This is a genomic window from Aeromonas sp. 11P (assembly GCF_051920165.1).
Taxonomy (GTDB): Bacteria; Pseudomonadota; Gammaproteobacteria; order Enterobacterales; family Aeromonadaceae; genus Aeromonas; species Aeromonas veronii.
Genome location: NZ_JBQBDJ010000004.1, coordinates 2,207,980 through 2,226,613, shown reverse-complemented (window position 1 = coordinate 2,226,613; position 18,634 = coordinate 2,207,980). Strand labels below are relative to the sequence as shown.

The window sequence follows — 18,634 nt, the reverse complement described above, 5'->3', positions numbered from 1 at the left end:
ACAATGTGGTATTTCACCTGGATCCTAGGGCTGTTGCTGGCTTGTGCATTTGGCATCATCAATGCGCTGTGGCTGGAACACACCGAGAACATGGATCGTCAGATCGATGAAAACAAGTGATCGACTCGCCAGGCTCGCCGCTCCACTGGAGCGGCAGCCGTGGCAGGGGTTGATGTTACTCGCGGCGGCCTTGTTGGCCGTCGCTATTTTACAGGCCCCCAATCTGATCGCGGCCAACACCAGCGAGCATGGTCTCTGGCTTGCTCCCTGGCTGATGTGGGCCGTCTGTTGTGGCGTACTTAACGGGCTTGGCTTTCATCTGAAAAGCCTGCCCGGACGTGTGCTGTTCAACCCCTGGCTCGCCTGGCCCAGTTTGTTGTATGGCCTCTGGCTGACACATTCATATTTCCTTTCATAAAAAACGGGGGGAGGCAGGATTTCCCTGTCTCCCCCTGCTTCTTTCCTATTCAGCCCTGCGCTATGATAGCCCCCCATCTGACTGTCGAATGGATCACAGATTGTTATGGGGGAAGTCTTTGAGTTTCCGGTGCGTGTCTACTACGAAGACACCGACGCCGGGGGCATCGTCTACAACGCCAATTATCTCAAGTTTATGGAACGTGCTCGCACCGAGTTTCTTCGTGCCAAAGGGGTCGAACAGGACGTCTGGCTGCAGGAGGGATATGCCTTCGTGGTGAGCCGAACTGAGATCGATTTCCGCTCGGCGGCCCGTTTTAATGAACTATTGAATGTATTAACGCAAGTGATTGAAGTGAAACGCGCATCCCTGCGCTTTTCGCAGCAGATCCTGGCGGCTGATGGACGACTGATCACCCAGGCCATGGTACAGATAGCCTGTGTCAGTCATCCGCAAATGAAACCTGTAGCTATACCTGAAAAAATCAAGGGAGTGCTGTTAAGTGCACGCTGAAATTTCGTTTATTGGCCTGTTTTGGCAAGCCAGCCTGTTGGTAAAACTGGTCATGATGACCCTGATGAGCATGTCTATTGTCTCGTGGGCGCTGATTATCCAGCGTTCAAAGGCGATCAAGGCGGCCAATCTCGCATCGGAACAGTTTGAAGATCGCTTCTGGTCAGGGGTCGATCTCAATCGCCTCTATCAGGAGTCCTCTTCCCGCCGCGATGATATCGAAGGCATGGAAGATATCTTCTACTCCGGCTTCAAGGAGTATGCCCGCTTGCTCAAGGCCGGTGCCCGTGGTCAGGATGCGGTGATGGATGGTACCTACCGCGCCATGCGCGTCTCCCTCTCCCGCGCGGTGGACGATCTGGAATCCAACCTGCCGGTGCTGGCGACCATCGGTTCCATCAGCCCCTATATCGGTCTGTTTGGTACCGTATGGGGGATCATGAACGCCTTTATCGCCCTGGGTCAGGTGCAACAGGCCACCCTGCAGATGGTGGCACCGGGTATCGCGGAAGCGCTGATCGCTACCGCCATGGGTCTGTTTGCCGCTATCCCGGCGGTTATCTTCTACAACCGCTTCTCCAACAAGGTCGAGCGGCTGGAGAACGCCTACGCCAACTTCATGGACGAGTTCACCACCATTCTGAACCGTCAAATTGCACAGCAGCAGGGTGATCAGTAATGCAAACCTATCAGCGGATCCGGCGCAAGAAGGTGGCCGAGATCAACGTGGTTCCCTATATCGACGTCATGCTGGTGCTGCTTATCATCTTTATGGCGGTCACGCCGGTGATCACGCAAGGGGTCAAGGTGGATCTGCCACAGGCTGAGTCCGAGCAGTTGCCGGAAGATGCCAAGCCGCCCTTCATCGTCAGCGTCAATACCGAAGGCGAGTATGTCATCAAGGCTGGCGAAGCCGATGACGAGCCGGTGCCAAGCGGCACGCCAGAGGCGATGCAGCAATACATCACCGAAAAAGCCATGGGCTATCTGGCGATCAACCAGAATGCCCCCGTGGTGGTCGCGGGTGACAAGGCCGTGCGCTACGAAGAGGTGATCCTGCTGATGGTGGCCCTCAAGAATGCGGGTGTGCCTCAGGTTGGCCTGATGACAGATCCGGTGAACTAACGGAGATGGATGTGAAGCGTGGTATTTCCGGTTATCTCATCGCGTCGTTTCTGCTGCACCTGATCATCGGCATCATCCTGTTTGTCGGGCTCGATTTCAGCAAGCCGAAGCGACCCGAATCGAAGGGTCAGATCGTCAATGCCGTCATGCTCGATGAGAACTTCCTCAACGAACAGGCCAAGCAGATCCAGCAGCAGAAATCTCAGCCCAAGCCTCAAAAGGTAGAGAAAGAGAAGGATAAGGAAGACACGGATCTCGCCAAGCGCGAGCTGGCTCAGAAACAGGAGCAGCTTCGCATCGCCGAGACCAAGCGCAAGCAGGCCGAAGAGGCGACTCGCAAGGCCGAGGCCGAAAAGCAGAAGAAGGTTGCCGAGCAGAAGCAGGCGGAAGAGAAGGCCCAAAAAGCCGAGGAAGCCCGCAAGCTGGAAGAGCAGAAGGCCAAGAAGGCCGAAGCCGAGCGTAAAGCGGCGGAAGCCGAAAGCAAGGCGTTGGCGCTGAAGAAGAAAAAGGAACAAGAGAAGAAAGAGGCCGAAGAGAAGGCAAAGGCGGCAGAAGCCAAGGCCAAGAAAGCGGAAGCTGACAAGAAGGCCAAAGCCGAAGCCGAGAAGAAAGCCAAGGCAGAAGCAGAGAAAAAAGCCAAAGCCGAGGCCGAGAAGAAGGCCAAGGAAGAGGCTGAGAAAAAGGCAAAAGCTGACGCAGAGAAGAAAGCCAAGGCAGAGGCCGAAAAGCAGGCCAAGATCGCGGCTGAGCGCAAGCGTAAAGCGGCCGAGCAGGCCAAGCTGCAAAAAGAGATGGAAGAGATGATGCAGCAGCAGCTGTCGGCTGAGGCCAATGCTCGCAGTCAGGCGGCATCGGCAGCAGCCCAGGGTGAAGTCGACAAATATGCGGCGCTCATCAAGGCCACTGTTGAGCGGTATATGATTTTGGATCCCACCATGCGGGGCAAAACATGTACTATCGGCGTACGTCTTGCGAGCAGTGGCTTTGTCATATCGGTAGATAACGGCCAGGGTGACCCGGCGGTCTGTCGTTCCGGTAAGGCGGCTGTTCTGAAAGCCAATCAACTGCCAGTGCCCAAGGATCCTGCGGCATTCGAGATGTTGAAGGAATTTAACCTGAAGTTAGAACCGAGTATCTAAGCGTGATAAAACGAGGTTGCTTGCCTCCGGTTGGCAACCTCTCGCCGAGAAAGGAATTTAACCTCTCATCTATATTGGAACCGAGTATTTAAGCCATGATCAGAAAAGTATTTTTTGCTTTGGTTGGCTGTTTGTTGCTGGGCCAGAGTGCCCAGGCGGCCCTGGACATCGTCATCACCGGCGGTATTGATAGCGCACGCCCCATCGCTGTCGCCCCCTTCAAGTGGGAAGGTAACGGGCAGTTGCCGCAGGACATCGCGGAAGTGGTCTCCAACGACCTGATGCGCAGCGGAAAGTTCAAGCCGCTGGCCCGTGGCCAGATGCCGCAGACCCCGAGCAGCAGCAGCGAGATCAACTTCGCCCCCTGGGCCTCCCAAGGGGTTGAAGCCGTGGTGGTCGGTTCCATTTCGGCAGTCGGTGACGGCACCTACAAGGTGAACTTCGAGCTGGTCGATGTGCTGAAGGGTCAGCTGGCCAAGGCACAAGGCGGCGAGGCGAACGGTTACATCCTGGATAGCCGTATGGCGACCATCCCGGGTGCCCAGATGCGCCAGTTTGCCCACCGCATCTCTGACATCGTCTATGAGCGCCTGACTGGCGAGCGCGGCGCTTTCCTGACCCGTCTGGCTTATGTATCCGTCCAGCAGGGCACCCAGTTCCCGTACCAGCTGCGTATTTCTGATTACGACGGTTACAACGAGAAGACCCTGCTGCGCTCCCGCGAGCCGTTGATGTCTCCAGCCTGGTCGCCGGATGGCAGCAAGCTGGCTTACGTGAGCTTCGAGAACCAGAAGTCCGAAATCTACGTGCAGGATATCTACACCCAGCAGCGCAGCCTGATCACCAGTTTCCGCGGTATCAACGGGGCGCCGGAGTGGTCTCCGGATGGTCGTCGTCTGGCTATCGTTCTCTCCAAAGATGGTTCACCGAACCTCTATGTGGTTGATGTCGCTAGCAAGCAGCTGACCCGCGTCACAACCAGCCGTGTGATCGACACTGAACCCTCCTGGATGCCGGATGGGCAAAATTTGTTGTTCACCTCTGAACGTGGTGGCAAACCCCAGATTTATAGCGTAAATTTGGCGACTGGTATGACTCGCCGGATGACTTGGGAAGGTGAATCCAACCAGGGTGCATCCATCACTCCTGATGGCAAAATCATGGTGATGGTGACCCGTGTTCAGGGACAGTATCGTATTGCCCGTCAGGACATGGAAAACAATGCCCTGTTGGTTCTTACCCAGAGCGCTCTGGATGAGTCGCCAAGTGTGGCTCCCAATGGCAGCATGATCATTTATGCCACCATCTATCAGGGTCGTAAGAGTCTCGCGTTGGTGTCGACTGATGGTCGCTTCAAGGCTGTGCTTCCGACCAGTAGCGGTGAAATTCGTGCACCAGCTTGGTCGCCCTTCTTGAATTGATAAAAATCCAATTGTTTTTTGTTTTGTTATAAAGGTTTAAGGAAATAGCATGCAACTCAATAAACTGCTCAAGGGTTTGGCCATCGCACTGCCACTGTTCACCCTGGCCGCTTGTAGTTCTTCTTCTGATTCCGACGCCGCTGGCGCTGAATCAGGTATGACCGACGGCATGGGCGGTGTACAAACCGGCGGCGCCAACGGCATGTTGTCCCCGGAAGAGCAGATGCGTCAGAAGTTCGAAGCACTGCAGCGTGACAACGTGATCTACTTCCCGTTCGACGGTTACGATATCCAGGGTCAGTACGCTGATCTGCTGGATGCCCACGCCAGCTACCTGCGCGAGCGCCCGAGCGTGAAAGTCCTGATCGAAGGTCACGCCGATGAGCGCGGTACTCCGGAGTACAACATCGCCCTGGGCGAGCGTCGTGCCAAGGCTGTTGCCAAGTATCTGCAAACCCTGGGTGTGCAGGCCGAGCAGCTCTCCATCGTCAGCTATGGCGAAGAGAAGCCGCTGGACATGTCCCACACCGAGGATGCCTTTGCCAAAAACCGCCGCGCGGTTCTGGTTTACTAAGGTTTGAACCGAACGAAGTTCGTTTATATGCAAGCGGCCATTTCGATGGCCGTTTTATTTGCACTAAACGTCAAGGTTTGATCCGAATGAAATCTGTATAAGCGAGCGACGATGGCGCTGGCCGTTTTATCTGTACTAAACGCTAAGGTTTGATCCGAATGAAATCTGTGTACAAGCAAGCTGTCGTTGCGCTGGCCGTAATGGTTGCTCTGAATGCGCAAGCTGCGGCCCCGGTCAGCGATCTGGGCGGTGACTCGGGTGGTGGCGTTGTCCTTAGTGGCAACAACGGTGCCATCGTGCCCACCGGTAGCCTGGAAGATCGGGTTGCCCTGCTGGAGCGCACCCTCAATGCCCGTCTGCGACTGCAAGCTGAATTGCAGCAACAGGTCGACTCCCTGCAAGGGGAGGTCTCCGAGCTGCGTGGTCAGCTGGAGCAGCAGACTTACCAGATGGAACAGTCGCAAGAGCGCCAGCGTCAGCTCTACCAGGAGCTCGACAAGGTTGCCAGCAGCCAGCAAGCTGCTCCAGCCGCCCCGGCCCCTGCTGCTGCCACACCGGCTGCTGCCGCCAATTACTCAACCAATCAGGATGAGAATCAGGCCTACGACGCAGCGGTCAATATGGTGCTCAAAGAGAAGAACTACGACAAAGCCATTCCGGCTTTCCAGGGCTTCATCAAGCAGTACCCCAATTCGGGCTATGTACCTAATGCACACTACTGGCTCGGCCAGTTGCTGTTCAACAAGGGTGACAGAGCCGGTGCCTCGGCCCAGTTTTCGACCGTGGCCAACAAATACAGCAAATCCCCCAAGCGAGCCGATGCGCTGCTGAAGCTGGGTATGCTGGCGCAGCTGGATGGCAAGAAGGCGGAAGCCAAATCCTTCTATGAGCAGGTGATCAAGGGCTATCCCAACACCTCGCCGGCCCAGTTGGCCAAACAGAGTCTGGCCAAGCTGTAACATTGCTGTATGTCACTGTTTTCGTAACGCTACTGTAAAAACAGCCTGCATTTGTACGCACAGTGAGCAAACGGATTTAAATTACGAATTTTCTGTTGCACCGGAAATTTAAATCCGTAATATAGGCCGCCGTCAGAGCCGAAGCAGTAATGCAGTCGGAACTGGTCGTGGTGAGGGTCGTTAGCTCAGTCGGTAGAGCAGTTGACTTTTAATCAATTGGTCGCTGGTTCGAATCCAGCACGACCCACCATTTTCTCCACTCGGTGGAGACAGAATTCCCAGGTCGTTTAGCTCAGCTGGGAGAGCACCTCCCTTACAAGGAGGGGGTCACTGGTTCGATCCCAGTAACGACCACCAGTTTGTAGAAAAAATGATTTAGATGGGTCGTTAGCTCAGTCGGTAGAGCAGTTGACTTTTAATCAATTGGTCGCTGGTTCGAATCCAGCACGACCCACCATCATTTCAAGAATCCCAGGTCGTTTAGCTCAGCTGGGAGAGCACCTCCCTTACAAGGAGGGGGTCACTGGTTCGATCCCAGTAACGACCACCATATTTGCAGTAAAAAGTTTAAAAAAATGATTTAGATGGGTCGTTAGCTCAGTCGGTAGAGCAGTTGACTTTTAATCAATTGGTCGCTGGTTCGAATCCAGCACGACCCACCATCATTTCAAGAATCCCAGGTCGTTTAGCTCAGCTGGGAGAGCACCTCCCTTACAAGGAGGGGGTCACTGGTTCGATCCCAGTAACGACCACCAGTTTGTAAAAAAAATGATTTAGATGGGTCGTTAGCTCAGTCGGTAGAGCAGTTGACTTTTAATCAATTGGTCGCTGGTTCGAATCCAGCACGACCCACCATCATTTCAAGAATCCCAGGTCGTTTAGCTCAGCTGGGAGAGCACCTCCCTTACAAGGAGGGGGTCACTGGTTCGATCCCAGTAACGACCACCATTTTGTAGAAAAATGATTTAGATGGGTCGTTAGCTCAGTCGGTAGAGCAGTTGACTTTTAATCAATTGGTCGCTGGTTCGAATCCAGCACGACCCACCATCATTTCAAGAATCCCAGGTCGTTTAGCTCAGCTGGGAGAGCACCTCCCTTACAAGGAGGGGGTCACTGGTTCGATCCCAGTAACGACCACCAGTTTGTAGAAAAATGATTTAGATGGGTCGTTAGCTCAGTCGGTAGAGCAGTTGACTTTTAATCAATTGGTCGCTGGTTCGAATCCAGCACGACCCACCATCATTTCAGAATCCCAGGTCGTTTAGCTCAGCTGGGAGAGCACCTCCCTTACAAGGAGGGGGTCACTGGTTCGATCCCAGTAACGACCACCATATTCGCAAGTGAGGCTGAGATATCAGCTTCAGTTGCAGAGAAAGTCCCCATTCAGATGGGGATTTTTTTTGCCTGAAATTCAGTACTCCAGCTTCTTCTGTTGCCGTTGTGGCGAGCCAAGCACCACCTCTTATTGTGCCACTCTGCCACTCCGATCCTTCTTCGATCCTGCTCTTCCGAGATTGTTCGACGTCCACTGACTTCACTCCTGTCCATCGTGATGCTGCTCATATGAACGCCTGTTAAAGCAAACGCCAGCAATAAAAAGGGCAGGCCAAGGCCTGCCCGCACGGATGCGCAAGGTGTTACATGATCCCGCGGATCAGGATCCCGCTGATCAGCAGCGGCGCCACCACGCGCCAGCACCAGAGCAGCGCCAGACGCAGGGCGGGTGACAGGCCCGCAGGCAATATGGCATCACCCAATCGCCAGCCCAGCAGCAGGGTCAGTACCAGACCAAAAAGCGGCATCATCAGATTGGAGGTCAGATAGTCGAGCAGCTCGAAGATGGTCTTGCCAAACAGGGTCAGGTCACTCCATGGGCCGAACGACAGGCTCACCGGAATGCCGGAGGCCATGATGAGCAGAGTCAGTACCCGGCAGGCGCCACGACGCGACCAGCCCCACTCCTCGGTGGTGAAGCGCACCAGATGCTCCAGCATGGAGATGGAGGAGGAGAGCGCGGCGACCAGCAACAGCAGGAAGAAGACCACCCCCAGCCCCTGACCGAACGGCAGATGACTGAACACGGCCGGCATGGTCATAAAGGTGAGTCCGGGCCCGGCAGTCGGGTCGATGCCGGTGGAGGCCAGCGCCGGAAAGATCATCAAGCCCGCCAGCACCGAGATAATGCTTGCTAGGGTGACCACCCAGACCCCGGAGCGCAGCACCCCTTCGCTATTGGGCAGGTAGGCGCCATAGGTGGTGTGTACCCCGAGCCCGATGGAGAGGGAGAAGAAGGCCAGCCCCAGCGCATCCAGCACGCTCTGGCCGGTCAGCATGGAGAAGTCCGGCAGCAGCAGCTGGCGCACACCCGCCATGGAGCCGGGCATGGAGAGACCGACCCCCACCAGCAACAACATCATGATGAAGAGCGCGGGCATCATCCAGCGCAGTGCCCGCTCCACCCCTTTCTGAATACCCCCCTGCACGAACCACCAGGTCAGGCCCGCGAAGATCAGATGGGTTAGCACAGGCCACCAGGGGTTGCTGACATAGCCGTTGAACAGGGCGGTGAGGGCGCTCCCCTCGCTCAGGTTGAGCTTGCCAGCCATCGCCAGCGCGGCGTAACCCACGGTCCAGCCGCCCACCACGCTGTAGAAGCTGTAGATAAAGAAGCCGCAGGCGATCCCCATATACCCCATCCAGCGCCAGTTCGGCCCCACCAGTTTGCGAAACGCGCCGAGCACCCCGCGCTGGCTATGGCTGCCGAGCAGGGTTTCGCCGACCTGTACCGCTACCCCCAGGGTGAAGCTGAACAGCAGAAACACCAGCAGGAAGGCGCCACCACCATTGGTGGCTGTCACATAGGGAAATTTCCAGATGGCACCAAGGCCAATCGCTGTGCCTGCTGCGGCCAGCACATGACCGAGACGGGAAGACCACTGAACCTGGCTCATACAACCTCCGGGTAACACGACATCGAAGCAATACTCCTGAGTAGCAATAAACGACAGACCATAAAAAAGGCCGCCTGAGGCGACCTTTGCAATGAACATTCAGAAAAACTGTGCGTGCAAGGTCACCTCTCTTGCGAGCTAAAAAATCGACCAAACAGCACGAGGATGGCAGACATGAGGTGACAACCTGACTTATGAATGAGGAAACAGCCTAAACCATGGAAAGAATAATTGACACATAAAATCAAAAATTTTTTATGTGTGCCGCTGTCATCACTCTGACTGTACGTACAACTCAATCGGCGAGCGCGTTACCGGGCCGCATCTTTTCTACCTTGTGGCTATTTACTGGGCGATAATCGACGTAGCTTCTTCTGGAACTAGTGACCGCTACATGGCACTGACGAGAATAACGATGAGACAGGATGTCGTATGAGATGGATGGTGCTGCCCTGGTTACTGATCAGCCTGAGTGTGTCGGCGCAGCCCGGATTAACCCTGCTGAGTCACGACTTACCCCCCTTTACCGAATACCGCGACGGCAAGCTCGACGGATTTGCCATTCGCCTGATTGATGAGGTGCAGGAGGAGCTTGGCACTCGCTATCCGGTACGGATTTACCCGCTCAAGCGTGCGCTGGCGCTGGCACGGGTCGAGCCCGGCTATGGACTGTTCGTGGTACAGCGGCTCCCGGAGCGGGAGTCCCATTTCAAATGGGTTGGCCCGCTCTTTATCAATCGGGTCTTTATCTATCAGGCGCCGGATAGTCGCCACCCGCTGACCTCGCTGGCGCAGCTGCGGGATCTGCCCAGAGTGGGGGTAGTGCTGGGTAACGCCGATGATGTGCGGCTGACCCATGAGGGCTACACCAATCTTGTGCGCTACAAGACAGTCGGGGAGGCGATAGAGCGGCTGATGCTGGGCAAGATCGATGCCTTGCCGATGGCGGAGCTGGTCATGGAGGCCACCCTCGACAAGATGGGGTTATCCCGGCGCAGCATCGTCAGCAGCGGGGTACTGCTCCATCAGGCCGGTCTCTATATCGTCTTCTCTAAGGGAACGGATGATGCCGAGATCACCCGCTGGCAGCATGCCCTGGAGGCCGTCAGAGCCGCCCAGGGGCGGGCCGATGAGCCCACCCGCGAAGAGTAACCGTCACACCAGACCGCGAATCAAGATCCCGCCGATCAGCAAGGGGGCAATCCAGCGCCAGCAGTTCATCAGCAAGTGATGCCAGTGGCTGGCAATCCCCTGCGGCAGCGCCTTGCGCCCCAGCTTCCAGCCCAGCAGCAGCGTCAGCATCAGGCCGAACAGCGGCATCATCAGGTTGGAGGTAACAAAGTCCAGCAGCTCGAAAATGGTTTTGCCAAACAGGGTGGCGTGTTGCAACGGGCCAAACGACAGGCTGACCGGAACACCGCTAACCATGACGAATCCAGTGATGGCGCTGCAGGCCGTGCGGCGTGACCAGCCCCAGGTTTCGCACAGGAAGCACTGCAAATGCTCCAGCAGGGAGATGGCCGAGGAGAGCGCCGCAAAGACCAGCAGGGCGAAGAAGATCACCTCAAGCACCTGACCGAAGGGCAGCAGCTGAAATACTGCCGGCATGGTCATAAAGGTGAGGCCGGGTCCGGCAGCCGGGTCGATACCGGTCGAGGCCAGTACCGGGAAGATCATCAGGCCCGCCAGTACCGCCACCATGCTGGCCAGCAGCACCACCCAGAGACTGGAGCGACCGACCCCTTCGCTGGTCGGCAGATAGGCACCGTAGGTGGTGTGAATGCCAAGACCGATGGAGAGGGAGAAGAAGGCCAGCCCCATGGCGTCGAGCACGCCGGACATCCCCAGCTTGCTGAAATCGGGCATCAGGAAGTGACGCACCCCCTCCATCGCATTGGGTAGGGTAAGGCCAAAGGCGACCAGCATCAGGATCATCAGGAACAGGGCGGGCATCATCCAGCGCAAGGTGCGCTCCACCCCTTTCTGAATGCCCCCTTGCACCACCATCCAGGTGAGGGCGGCAAACAGCAGGTGGGTGAGGATGGGCCAGACATCCCCGCTGACATAGTCATTGAAGCGGGCGGTGAGGGCCGCCGCATCACCATGGTTGAGATCGCCGGAGATGGCCATGCCGGTATAACCGAGCGTCCAGCCGCCCACCACGCTGTAGAAGCAGTAGATGAGCAGGGTAGAGATCACCCCCATTACCCCAACCCAGCGCCACTGTTTGCCGAGCAGTTCGGAGAAGGCACCCACTACCCCGCGGCGGCTCATGCTGCCGAGCAGGGTCTCCCCCATCAGTACCGCCACCCCCAGGGTGAAGCTGAACAGCAGAAAGACCAGCAGGAAGGCGCCGCCGCCGTTGACGGCGGTGACATAGGGGAATTTCCAGATTGCGCCGATACCGACTGCGGAACCCGCAGCGGCGAGGATGTAGCCGAGTCGGGATGACCATTGGGACTGCTTCATAAGAACTCCAATCGAGCGCCCCTTGTCGGGGGCAGAATGGCGCTCATGTTACGGAGGTCGCTGCGCAATCACTACGACGGTTATCAGGCATATATGCGATTTGTTGGCATGATTGGCTAATTTAATTCTGTTTTTTGCCCAATCCTGCCACCAAATAAAAACCGGAGCGAGATTGCTCCGGTTTGGCCTCTGACAACTGCCCGTCTGCTGACTAGATCACTCCCAGCTCCCGCAGCCGCTCCATCAGGTAGCTGTGGGCGGTATGGCGCTCGGAGAGCACCACATCCGGGCGCGGATGGAGGAACAGCGGTAGGGAAATGCGCGATTTGCTGGCACTGCCCCCGGTCGGGTTGATGACGCGGTGGGTGGTAGAGGGGTAGTAGCCGCGAGAGGCCTCCTGCAGCATGTCGCCGATGTTGATGATGAGGGTACCAAAGTCGCACGGCACATCCATCCACTCGCCATCGGAACCCTTCACCTGCAGCCCCGGCTCGTTGGCAGCGGGCAGAATGGTGAGCAGGTTGATATCTTCGTGGGCGGCGGCGCGAATGGCACCCGGCTGCTCGGTGCCATCGAACGGCGGGTAGTGCAGCACTCGCAGCAGGGTTTTCTGGCTATCGTCGATCATCGAGGAGAGGGGGCAGCTGTAGTGAGCTGCGATATCGGCTGGGGTGTACTGCTCGACCCAGCCCAGCAGCTCGGCGGCCAGACCGTTGGCGAGGCGGTAGTACTCCATCGCCTGCTCTTTCAGCTCTTCCGGCATCTGGCCCCAGGGGTAGAGGTGGAAGTACTCCTTGAGGTCTTTCTGGCTATGGCCCTTGGCCACTTCGGAGACCGACGGTGGGAAGTAGCCATCCTGAGTCTCGCGGTTGAACAGGAAATCCTGCTTCTGCTCGCTCATGAAGAAGCGATACCAGTTGTCGTAGATGGACTGCACCAGCTCTTTCGGAATGGGGTGGTTGGTCAGCACGCCAAAGCCGGTGGTTCGCAGGGATTCGGTGAAGCGTTGGGCCGCATCGGGTGAGCGGTAATCGACGGTCAGGACTTTCATTGTTTTTGTTGCGCACCAGTTAAAGGATGGCGCAGTTTACCTTGCGTCTGATAACAAGGAAAGCGGGTTGGCCGCCCGTCTGGCACGGCGTTGAATAGTGACAAAAACATCAAATAAACCGCGCCAGACCGCACGGGAGCGCATCCCTTGTTATGGCCTTTTATCCTCTCTAGAATGCCGGTCACTATCTTTTCCGGAGTCTGTTCATGTCCCCCAAAATCCTGTTGCTGACCCTGCCGGTATTGCTGGCGGGATGCAGTGCCCTGTCAGAAGATGAGTGCCGCACCATGAGCTGGTACAACCTGGGTTATCAGGATGGATCGGAAGGCAAAACCCGTCAGGCGACCCGCGATTACGTTTCGTCTTGCAGCGAATATGGCCTCAAAGTGGATGAAGCCGAGTGGAAACGGGGCTACGACAAGGGGCTGGAGCTCTACTGCATTCCCGAGCTGGCTTACAGCAAGGGCAAGGAGGGGCAGGCCTATCTGGGGGTATGCCCCAATGATGCCAGCTTCCTCAAGCAGTATCAGCGTGGCTACGAAGAGTACAAACTGGCTGCCCGCCTGCGGGAGATCAGCGACGAGCTGGAGCGTACCGAGCGTGATATCGATACGCTGGAGCGCAGCATCCGCAACGAAACCAACACGGAACAGCGCGACTACTACCGCGCCAAGCGCGATCGGGCCATTCGCCACTACGAATCCCTGCGCCGGGAGTACAACCGTCTGCGTTATCCGGATCGGGTGATCCAGTTCTCCTTCGGCGGTTAATCCCTCTCTTCATGGCCAGCCCGCGTGCTGGCCATGTTGCACCTTGTCAGGTCAGGGCAGCACCCAGCGCTGCAGTGCCAGTGCGATACCATCTTCGTTGTGGTCAGCCGTGATCCGGTGGGCATGGCTCTGGATCTGCGGGGCCGCATTGCCCATGGCCACCGCCAGCCCTACCTGCTCGAACATGCTGATGTCGTTGTTGTTGTCCCCAAACGCCACCACCTGCTCCATCGCAATCCCTTCGCTGGCGGCCCACTGGGCAAGCCGGTTGCCCTTGCTGCAACCGGGCTGAACCAGTTCCACTGCATAGGGGGCCGCCCAGTCGCGGGTAAAGGGCATCTGCTCGACCACCTCGCCCATAAAGGTGTGCAGGCGTGCCGGATCCTGATTGAACAGCTCCAGCTTCCAGACCGGTTTATCGAGCCAGCCTGCCAGCTCCTCGACCGGGTGGAGGGCGATCTTGAGGTGGTCCGGCTGATTGGCCGACCAGTGGCGGATGCGGGTGACATGCTCTTCACAGCCGATGTAGCCAATGCCCTCGCTCAGGTGGAACAGGGCGCCCATCTGCTGTGCCTCGACCGCGGCCAGCAGCTCGGTAAGCGGGGCAGCCGCCAGCGGGTCGCCGCTGATGATCCGGTTTTGCACCGGATCATAGAGATAGGCGCCGTTGCTACAGATGAGGGGGGTATCGAGGGCCAGCTCGTGGTGGAAGGGGCGTGCCGTCATGTAGTGACGCCCCGTGACCAGCAGCACCTTGATGCCGTGGGCGCGGGCCTGCGCCAGGGCTGCCCGGGTGGCCGACGAGATCTTGTGATCCCGGGTCAGCAGGGTGCCATCCATATCGAGCGCGATGGCCTTGTACTCACTCATAGCTCCTCCAGCATCGAACAAATCCGCAAAGAGTCTTACCGTCCCAGACCCGGCGCCCCGATGCAAGTCTTGCCCGCGGCCGAAGCGCCGAACTGTGATCCCTTCGTGGCTCAGGTGCAGTTGGCCAGCTGTTGACGACGGTCGGCACGGCGGCGCAGCAGATAGAAACCGGCGGCACTGGCAAGGGAGCAGAGGGTGGCGAGATAGAAGGGCCACTCGGTACCGGCCAGCAGCACCAGACTGCCGAGCAGCACCGCCAGGATCTCGCTGCCCACGGCGAGGGCGCGGTAGAGCCCCATCGCCTGTCCCTGCTGCTCGGCATGGCTGCGGTTGGAAACCGCCACCGAGGTGGCCAGCTCCCCCAGACTCATGCCGATGCCGGCCGGAATGAAGGTGAGCGCCAGTCCCCACCAGTGGCTCGGCAGGATAAAGAGCAGCATGCCGGTCGCCATCACCAGATGGCCGACGATGCCGAGAGAGCTGCCGCGCCAGTGGCGGGCGATGCGGGAGCCGAGCCAGGAGCCCGCCATCATCGGCAGGCTCACCAGCACCGCCGCCTGCGCCAGCTGGGCCGGATCCCAGGCCAGCCGCTCCACCAGCCAGATATTGAAGTAGGTGAAGTAGAGCTGCACCGCGCCATAGCTGACCAGAGTGAGGGCGAAGTAGGGGAGCAGGGCCGGTTGCAGCAACAGCTGGCGGCTGGAGAGAGTCGGGGCCTGCCGGGCGGCCGCCACCGGCGGGCGATGAGGCACCAGCCAGAGCACCAGCAGCAGGTTGAGCAGGGTCATCGCGACGGCCAGCCAGGCCGCCAGACTGTAATCCCCCGAGATCACCGCGGCGTAGCCCCCAATCACCGGCCCTACTACCCAGCCCAGATTCATGCCGATATTGATCCAGGCGAAGCTGCGCGCCTTGTGCTCCTTGCCGGCGAGATCCGCCGCCATCGCCTGCACGATGGCGATGTTGCCGTTGCACAGCCCCTCCACCACCCGGCTGAGCAGCAGCAGGGGGAGGGAGCGCCAGGCGATACCGAGTGCCATCAGGGCATAGCCTGCCAGTACCCCCGCCAGCGAGAGCAACAGCAGTGGCTTGCGGCCATAGCGGTCGGAGAGGCGACCTAGCCAGGGGCTGCCCACCAGCTGGAACAGGGGATAGAGCCCCATGATGACCCCCAGCCACACCTTGCGGCTCCAGTCGGAGGCTTCCGGCGTCAGCATCCCCTGCGCCGGATCCAGCAGCAAAGGTGCCAATACCGGGGAGGGGAGACTGAAGCCTGCAACTGCCAGCGTGACCGTCATGACCAGCACCCAGAGGGGATTTTTGTGCCCGTGTTTCTCCATGCTGCACCCATTAAGTAAAGTTATTGGTTTATTTATGCTGGTTCATAGACGGGATTAAGTAAAGTGAATTGTTGATTTAATAAAGGGCGCTCCCCATAATGAGATCATGAACGCAAGCACCGACAAGATCCTGTTTCTGCTCAAGAGCCATGGCCCGCAGAGCGCCGCCGCGCTGGGGGAGCAGTTGCAGATGACCTCCATGGGCGCCCGCCAGCACCTGCTCACGCTCGAGCAGGAGGGGTGGGTCACATTCAACGACGAGGCGCGCGGGCGCGGTCGTCCCGTGCGGCTGTGGCAGCTCACCGAGCAGGCCTGGCAGCGCTTCCCCGATAGCCATAGCGACCTGACCGTGCAGTTGATCGACAACGTGCGCGAGCTGTTTGGCGAGGAGGGGATGGAACGGCTGATCCAGCAGCGAGAGCAGCAGATGCTTGCTCGCTATCAGGAGGCGCTGGGGTCCCATGGCCTCTCTGGCCGGCTGGCGGCGCTCAAGGAGCTGCGTACTCGCGAGGGCTACATGGCGGAGATCCGCCGCGAAGAGGATGGCAGCTGGCTGCTGTGGGAGAGCCACTGCCCCATCTGTGCGGCAGCGCGTACCTGCCGCGGTTTCTGTCGCAGCGAACTGGCGCTGTTTCGCCAGCTGCTGGCGCCAGCAACGGTGGAGCGGGAGCAATATCTGCTGGAGGGGGCGCATCGCTGCCTCTATCGCATCACGCCGCCCGCGCTCTGATTTCGTCAAACGCCCAAAAACAACAAAGCAGGCGCCGGGATGCCTGCTTTGTTGCCTTCGGGGAGGGGGTTCTCTCGTTCCAGCCCGTCGTTTCCCGATAAGGTAAGACGGCTGATGGGGCTCTTGACCCGGTAAGGTCCTTCACCGCAGAGACCCGGTCAGGTATCTGCTTTGCCACCGGAAGATGTAACCATAGTATCCCTCCCGTGCCGGTGAGTGGTTGCAAAGTAACCACTTTTTTTCGGTTGTTTTTGCAATAGTTCACCCTTAATCTAGGAAAAGTGGATTAGTCATTGCAACGAGGAAGGGTAGATGCTGAAACTTGATCGCATAGACAGACATATTCTCGAGCTGATGCAGGAGAATGGCCGCATCAGCAATCTGGAACTGGCCGAGCTGGTAGGGCTCTCGCCGTCCCCCTGCTCCCGCCGGGTCAAGGCGCTGGAGGATGCCGGTCTCATCGACACCCACGTTACTCTGCTCAATGCCCGCCAGCTTGGCCTCACCCTCACCGCCTACATTCACATTTCCATGGACAGACACACGCCCGAGCGGTTCGAAAACTTCGATCGCGCCATCAGCGAACTGCCCGAAGTGCTGGAGTGTGATCTCATCACCGGTAATGATGCCGACTACCAGCTCAAGGTGGTGGTGCGCGACATGGAGCACTATCAGCACTTCCTGCTGGACAAGCTGACCCATATTCCGGGGGTGACCGGAGTGCGCTCCAGCTTCGTGCTGCGCCGCATCAAGCACAAGACGGCGCTGCCGCTCAACCATCTGGGGTGAGCCCGCACAAACCGCTCATATAAACAGAAAGAGGAGGCCACTGGCCTCCTCTTTTGCTATTCGCTCTTGGTTGTTCGGTAGTGGTTATCGGGTCTGGATTCGCTGTCGCGGTGACGGGGCGACTGCCGCTGTCAGACGCTGACCTGGCTGATGTCTTCCACCTGCAGCAGCCAGCCGCTCTGCTCCTGCTGCGGTTCGCCGCTGACTCGCAGCCGCTCGCCGGTCGGCACCCATTGCCCCTCGGGCAGGGAGACCAGCAGGCTCTCGCTGCCGTTATCGAACAGCCAGCGATCTTCGCCAAGCGACTCAATCAGATAACCTTCCATCTCCACTCTGGACTCGGCTTGCCAGGATGGCGCAACGGAATCACGGCTCTCGATGAAATCCCCCTGAACACCAAAACTGGCTAGCCCCCACAGAATGGAGAGCCCGACGATGGATGTTTGCATCTTGTCTCTCCTCTTTTGGAACTGTAGGGCCAGTATGGGAACAGAAAACTGAGCGCACCATGAACAAGGTGGCAAAGTGCTGGCGAGATCGCGAAAAAAATCCGGCCAATTGGCCGGCAGTGTCATTTTATGGTGCCTGGATCACACTATTTGGCGGCTTCTTCTGCCATCCGTTCAGCTCTTGGCTTATTCGTCCACATGGCTACCCCGCGATGATCCCCACAGATCCCCTCTGCCACCACGGCGCGAACCCGGGTGCCATCTTTGCAAATGGCCTGCCAGGCGTCGGCATCATCGATGGCTAGCGAGTTGGGGGACGGCGTGGTTTGGCAAGCCGTGAGCAGCAGAGCGCACAGGGGGAGCAATTTTTTCATGGCGGACTCCTCGGGGTGATGGGGGACTGAGAGGATTGGAATGGCCTCTCCATCTGGGCTTCACTCCCCAGCATCAGTGATAACAGGTTAAGGGGCAAGGGGAGGAGCCACCGACAGGTGCAGGTGCCGTGCAGCCGGGGCTTGCCCTGTGCCCTCCTTGGGCCTAAGGTGGGGCCGTTTTATTGCCTGATTGAAGGAGCGTTTTCATGTCCACTCTCTATCCCCGCGTCGGGGTCGGCGTCATCCTGACCAACGCCCAAGGCCTGGTGCTGCTTGGCAAACGCAAAGGGAGCCATGCCCCCTACTGGTCGATCCCGGGTGGTCATCTGGAGTTGGGGGAGAGCTTCGAGTCGGCGGCGATCCGCGAAGTGGCCGAGGAGACGGGACTGGAGATCCACGGGCCCGAGGTGGTGGCGGTGACCAACAATCTGGAGACCTGGCGCGAGAGCGGGCTGCACTATATCTCGGTGACGTTGCACGCCCGGGCCGATGGTGAGCCGCAGCTGCTGGAGCCGGAGAAGTGCGAAGGCTGGGTCTGGTGCGATCCGCGCGAGTTGCCCGAGCCCCACTTCGATGCCAGCCGTCAGTCCATCGCCTGCTGGCTGGCGGGACGCTGCTATCTGCCGGGTGATGTGCCCATGGTGTCGGCCTAATCAGTCTGATTGTCATAAAACGATCATCGCGCTGTCATA

At 58.3% G+C, this 18,634-nt stretch carries 21 protein-coding genes and 12 tRNA genes; 26 read left to right on the top strand and 7 right to left on the bottom strand.

Annotation, left to right across the window (positions count from 1 at the left end; genetic code table 11):
* Positions 1 to 3 precede the first annotated feature (3 nt).
* The 21 genes from cydX to ACTG1P_RS10080 all read left to right on the top strand — a co-directional run bounded on the left by cydX (position 4) and on the right by ACTG1P_RS10080 (position 7,480).
* Positions 4 to 120 (top strand): cytochrome bd-I oxidase subunit CydX, encoded by a 117-nt coding sequence (gene cydX / locus ACTG1P_RS10180; RefSeq protein ID WP_005304933.1) that lies wholly within the window; start codon positions 4 to 6, stop codon positions 118 to 120.
* Positions 107 to 418, top strand: coding sequence for a cyd operon YbgE family protein (locus ACTG1P_RS10175; RefSeq protein ID WP_041202810.1), 312 nt, complete (start codon positions 107 to 109; stop codon positions 416 to 418). The genes cydX and ACTG1P_RS10175 overlap by 14 nt, the downstream gene beginning before the upstream one ends.
* A 105-nt stretch (positions 419 to 523) precedes the next feature.
* Complete coding sequence (gene ybgC / locus ACTG1P_RS10170) at positions 524 to 931, top strand: tol-pal system-associated acyl-CoA thioesterase (RefSeq protein WP_005335737.1); 408 nt, start codon at positions 524 to 526, stop codon at positions 929 to 931.
* Entirely contained in the window at positions 921 to 1,610 is a 690-nt protein-coding gene (gene tolQ / locus ACTG1P_RS10165; protein ID WP_005335735.1) for a protein TolQ, read from the top strand. Before ybgC ends, tolQ begins: the two co-directional genes overlap by 11 nt.
* Positions 1,610 to 2,056, top strand: coding sequence for a protein TolR (tolR, locus tag ACTG1P_RS10160; protein ID WP_005335733.1), 447 nt, complete (start codon positions 1,610 to 1,612; stop codon positions 2,054 to 2,056). Before tolQ ends, tolR begins: the two co-directional genes overlap by 1 nt.
* 5 nt (positions 2,057 to 2,061) lie before the next feature.
* Positions 2,062 to 3,195, top strand: a complete 1,134-nt coding sequence (gene tolA / locus ACTG1P_RS10155) for a cell envelope integrity protein TolA (protein ID WP_013723471.1) — start codon at positions 2,062 to 2,064, stop codon at positions 3,193 to 3,195.
* A 95-nt stretch (positions 3,196 to 3,290) separates the two neighbouring features.
* Positions 3,291 to 4,616 carry a Tol-Pal system beta propeller repeat protein TolB gene (tolB, locus tag ACTG1P_RS10150; protein ID WP_440001183.1) on the top strand — a complete coding sequence of 442 codons (1,326 nt, stop codon included), beginning with the start codon at positions 3,291 to 3,293 and terminating at the stop codon, positions 4,614 to 4,616.
* Between the two features lie 49 nt (positions 4,617 to 4,665).
* Entirely contained in the window at positions 4,666 to 5,190 is a 525-nt protein-coding gene (pal, locus tag ACTG1P_RS10145) for a peptidoglycan-associated lipoprotein Pal (protein ID WP_005304908.1), read from the top strand.
* A gap of 158 nt (positions 5,191 to 5,348) precedes the next feature.
* Entirely contained in the window at positions 5,349 to 6,149 is an 801-nt protein-coding gene (ybgF, locus tag ACTG1P_RS10140) for a tol-pal system protein YbgF (RefSeq protein WP_064341673.1), read from the top strand.
* A gap of 174 nt (positions 6,150 to 6,323) precedes the next feature.
* Positions 6,324 to 6,399 (top strand) — tRNA-Lys (locus ACTG1P_RS10135).
* A gap of 31 nt (positions 6,400 to 6,430) precedes the next feature.
* Positions 6,431 to 6,506, top strand: a tRNA-Val gene (locus ACTG1P_RS10130).
* A 24-nt stretch (positions 6,507 to 6,530) separates the two neighbouring features.
* Positions 6,531 to 6,606 (top strand) — tRNA-Lys (locus ACTG1P_RS10125).
* 17 nt (positions 6,607 to 6,623) lie between these two features.
* A tRNA-Val gene (locus ACTG1P_RS10120) sits at positions 6,624 to 6,699 on the top strand.
* A 36-nt stretch (positions 6,700 to 6,735) separates the two neighbouring features.
* Positions 6,736 to 6,811: transfer RNA gene (locus tag ACTG1P_RS10115), tRNA-Lys, on the top strand.
* A gap of 17 nt (positions 6,812 to 6,828) precedes the next feature.
* Positions 6,829 to 6,904, top strand: a tRNA-Val gene (locus tag ACTG1P_RS10110).
* A 24-nt stretch (positions 6,905 to 6,928) separates the two neighbouring features.
* Positions 6,929 to 7,004, top strand: a tRNA-Lys gene (locus tag ACTG1P_RS10105).
* A gap of 17 nt (positions 7,005 to 7,021) precedes the next feature.
* Positions 7,022 to 7,097, top strand: a tRNA-Val gene (locus ACTG1P_RS10100).
* Positions 7,098 to 7,120: 23 nt separating this feature from the next.
* Positions 7,121 to 7,196 (top strand) — tRNA-Lys (locus ACTG1P_RS10095).
* Between the two features lie 17 nt (positions 7,197 to 7,213).
* Positions 7,214 to 7,289, top strand: a tRNA-Val gene (locus ACTG1P_RS10090).
* Positions 7,290 to 7,312: 23 nt separating this feature from the next.
* Positions 7,313 to 7,388, top strand: a tRNA-Lys gene (locus tag ACTG1P_RS10085).
* 16 nt (positions 7,389 to 7,404) lie between these two features.
* A tRNA-Val gene (locus ACTG1P_RS10080) sits at positions 7,405 to 7,480 on the top strand.
* A gap of 306 nt (positions 7,481 to 7,786) precedes the next feature.
* Here the strand turns inward: ACTG1P_RS10080 and ACTG1P_RS10075 are convergent.
* On the bottom strand, positions 7,787 to 9,100 hold the full coding sequence (locus tag ACTG1P_RS10075; RefSeq protein WP_440001182.1) for a sodium-dependent transporter: 1,314 nt from the start codon (positions 9,098 to 9,100) through the stop codon (positions 7,787 to 7,789).
* A 432-nt stretch (positions 9,101 to 9,532) separates the two neighbouring features.
* On the opposite strand from ACTG1P_RS10075, the gene ACTG1P_RS10070 reads away from it, so the two are divergent.
* The gene (locus ACTG1P_RS10070; protein WP_058059681.1) at positions 9,533 to 10,252 is read left to right on the top strand and encodes a substrate-binding periplasmic protein; all 720 of its coding nucleotides are present in this window, start codon (positions 9,533 to 9,535) and stop codon (positions 10,250 to 10,252) included.
* Positions 10,253 to 10,255: 3 nt separating this feature from the next.
* Here the strand turns inward: ACTG1P_RS10070 and ACTG1P_RS10065 are convergent, their stop codons facing one another.
* Together ACTG1P_RS10065 and ACTG1P_RS10060 are read right to left on the bottom strand one after the other, a co-directional pair.
* Positions 10,256 to 11,569, bottom strand: a complete 1,314-nt coding sequence (locus tag ACTG1P_RS10065; RefSeq protein ID WP_440001181.1) for a sodium-dependent transporter — start codon at positions 11,567 to 11,569, stop codon at positions 10,256 to 10,258.
* Between the two features lie 211 nt (positions 11,570 to 11,780).
* Complete coding sequence (locus ACTG1P_RS10060) at positions 11,781 to 12,620, bottom strand: isopenicillin N synthase family dioxygenase (RefSeq protein WP_440001180.1); 840 nt, start codon at positions 12,618 to 12,620, stop codon at positions 11,781 to 11,783.
* A 206-nt stretch (positions 12,621 to 12,826) separates the two neighbouring features.
* Between ACTG1P_RS10060 and ACTG1P_RS10055 the strand changes: the two genes are divergently transcribed.
* A complete protein-coding gene (locus ACTG1P_RS10055) occupies positions 12,827 to 13,390 on the top strand; it encodes a DUF2799 domain-containing protein (protein ID WP_005362971.1) in 564 nt (187 codons plus the stop codon).
* A 51-nt stretch (positions 13,391 to 13,441) separates the two neighbouring features.
* On the opposite strand, the gene ACTG1P_RS10050 is transcribed toward ACTG1P_RS10055, so the two are convergent.
* Positions 13,442 to 14,260 (bottom strand): Cof-type HAD-IIB family hydrolase, encoded by an 819-nt coding sequence (locus ACTG1P_RS10050; protein WP_440001179.1) that lies wholly within the window; start codon positions 14,258 to 14,260, stop codon positions 13,442 to 13,444.
* A 110-nt stretch (positions 14,261 to 14,370) separates the two neighbouring features.
* Entirely contained in the window at positions 14,371 to 15,600 is a 1,230-nt protein-coding gene (locus tag ACTG1P_RS10045) for an MFS transporter (RefSeq protein ID WP_440001178.1), read from the bottom strand.
* Between the two features lie 106 nt (positions 15,601 to 15,706).
* Between ACTG1P_RS10045 and ACTG1P_RS10040 the strand changes: the two genes are divergently transcribed.
* Positions 15,707 to 16,330 (top strand): helix-turn-helix transcriptional regulator, encoded by a 624-nt coding sequence (locus ACTG1P_RS10040; RefSeq protein WP_236382624.1) that lies wholly within the window; start codon positions 15,707 to 15,709, stop codon positions 16,328 to 16,330.
* Positions 16,331 to 16,642: 312 nt separating this feature from the next.
* Complete coding sequence (locus ACTG1P_RS10035) at positions 16,643 to 17,119, top strand: Lrp/AsnC family transcriptional regulator (RefSeq protein ID WP_005304871.1); 477 nt, start codon at positions 16,643 to 16,645, stop codon at positions 17,117 to 17,119.
* A gap of 131 nt (positions 17,120 to 17,250) precedes the next feature.
* On the opposite strand, the gene ACTG1P_RS10030 is transcribed toward ACTG1P_RS10035, so the two are convergent.
* Positions 17,251 to 17,568, bottom strand: a complete 318-nt coding sequence (locus tag ACTG1P_RS10030) for a hypothetical protein (RefSeq protein ID WP_005343224.1) — start codon at positions 17,566 to 17,568, stop codon at positions 17,251 to 17,253.
* Positions 17,569 to 17,714: 146 nt separating this feature from the next.
* Positions 17,715 to 17,942: a hypothetical protein gene (locus ACTG1P_RS10025; RefSeq protein WP_040068243.1), complete on the bottom strand. Its 228-nt coding sequence runs from the start codon at positions 17,940 to 17,942 to the stop codon at positions 17,715 to 17,717.
* 206 nt (positions 17,943 to 18,148) lie between these two features.
* On the opposite strand from ACTG1P_RS10025, the gene ACTG1P_RS10020 reads away from it, so the two are divergent.
* A complete protein-coding gene (locus tag ACTG1P_RS10020; protein WP_346212876.1) occupies positions 18,149 to 18,595 on the top strand; it encodes a nucleotide triphosphate diphosphatase NUDT15 in 447 nt (148 codons plus the stop codon).
* Positions 18,596 to 18,634: the final 39 nt, after the last annotated feature.

What these genes read in the sequence shown, in the direction of transcription:
- cydX (WP_005304933.1), top strand. Translation starts at nt 4, where the DNA reads ATGTGGTATTTCACCTGGATCCTAGGGCTGTTGCTGGCTTGTGCATTT.
- ACTG1P_RS10175 (WP_041202810.1), top strand. Translation starts at nt 107, where the DNA reads ATGAAAACAAGTGATCGACTCGCCAGGCTCGCCGCTCCACTGGAGCGG.
- ACTG1P_RS10025 (WP_040068243.1), bottom strand. Translation starts at nt 17,942, where the DNA reads ATGAAAAAATTGCTCCCCCTGTGCGCTCTGCTGCTCACGGCTTGCCAA.
- ACTG1P_RS10070 (WP_058059681.1), top strand. Translation starts at nt 9,533, where the DNA reads ATGAGATGGATGGTGCTGCCCTGGTTACTGATCAGCCTGAGTGTGTCG.
- ACTG1P_RS10045 (WP_440001178.1), bottom strand. Translation starts at nt 15,600, where the DNA reads ATGGAGAAACACGGGCACAAAAATCCCCTCTGGGTGCTGGTCATGACG.
- ybgF (WP_064341673.1), top strand. Translation starts at nt 5,349, where the DNA reads ATGAAATCTGTGTACAAGCAAGCTGTCGTTGCGCTGGCCGTAATGGTT.
- ACTG1P_RS10030 (WP_005343224.1), bottom strand. Translation starts at nt 17,568, where the DNA reads ATGCAAACATCCATCGTCGGGCTCTCCATTCTGTGGGGGCTAGCCAGT.
- ACTG1P_RS10060 (WP_440001180.1), bottom strand. Translation starts at nt 12,620, where the DNA reads ATGAAAGTCCTGACCGTCGATTACCGCTCACCCGATGCGGCCCAACGC.
- ACTG1P_RS10050 (WP_440001179.1), bottom strand. Translation starts at nt 14,260, where the DNA reads ATGAGTGAGTACAAGGCCATCGCGCTCGATATGGATGGCACCCTGCTG.
- tolR (WP_005335733.1), top strand. Translation starts at nt 1,610, where the DNA reads ATGCAAACCTATCAGCGGATCCGGCGCAAGAAGGTGGCCGAGATCAAC.
- ACTG1P_RS10065 (WP_440001181.1), bottom strand. Translation starts at nt 11,569, where the DNA reads ATGAAGCAGTCCCAATGGTCATCCCGACTCGGCTACATCCTCGCCGCT.
- ACTG1P_RS10055 (WP_005362971.1), top strand. Translation starts at nt 12,827, where the DNA reads ATGTCCCCCAAAATCCTGTTGCTGACCCTGCCGGTATTGCTGGCGGGA.
- ACTG1P_RS10040 (WP_236382624.1), top strand. Translation starts at nt 15,707, where the DNA reads ATGAACGCAAGCACCGACAAGATCCTGTTTCTGCTCAAGAGCCATGGC.
- ACTG1P_RS10035 (WP_005304871.1), top strand. Translation starts at nt 16,643, where the DNA reads ATGCTGAAACTTGATCGCATAGACAGACATATTCTCGAGCTGATGCAG.
- tolB (WP_440001183.1), top strand. Translation starts at nt 3,291, where the DNA reads ATGATCAGAAAAGTATTTTTTGCTTTGGTTGGCTGTTTGTTGCTGGGC.
- ybgC (WP_005335737.1), top strand. Translation starts at nt 524, where the DNA reads ATGGGGGAAGTCTTTGAGTTTCCGGTGCGTGTCTACTACGAAGACACC.
- pal (WP_005304908.1), top strand. Translation starts at nt 4,666, where the DNA reads ATGCAACTCAATAAACTGCTCAAGGGTTTGGCCATCGCACTGCCACTG.
- ACTG1P_RS10020 (WP_346212876.1), top strand. Translation starts at nt 18,149, where the DNA reads ATGTCCACTCTCTATCCCCGCGTCGGGGTCGGCGTCATCCTGACCAAC.
- ACTG1P_RS10075 (WP_440001182.1), bottom strand. Translation starts at nt 9,100, where the DNA reads ATGAGCCAGGTTCAGTGGTCTTCCCGTCTCGGTCATGTGCTGGCCGCA.
- tolA (WP_013723471.1), top strand. Translation starts at nt 2,062, where the DNA reads ATGGATGTGAAGCGTGGTATTTCCGGTTATCTCATCGCGTCGTTTCTG.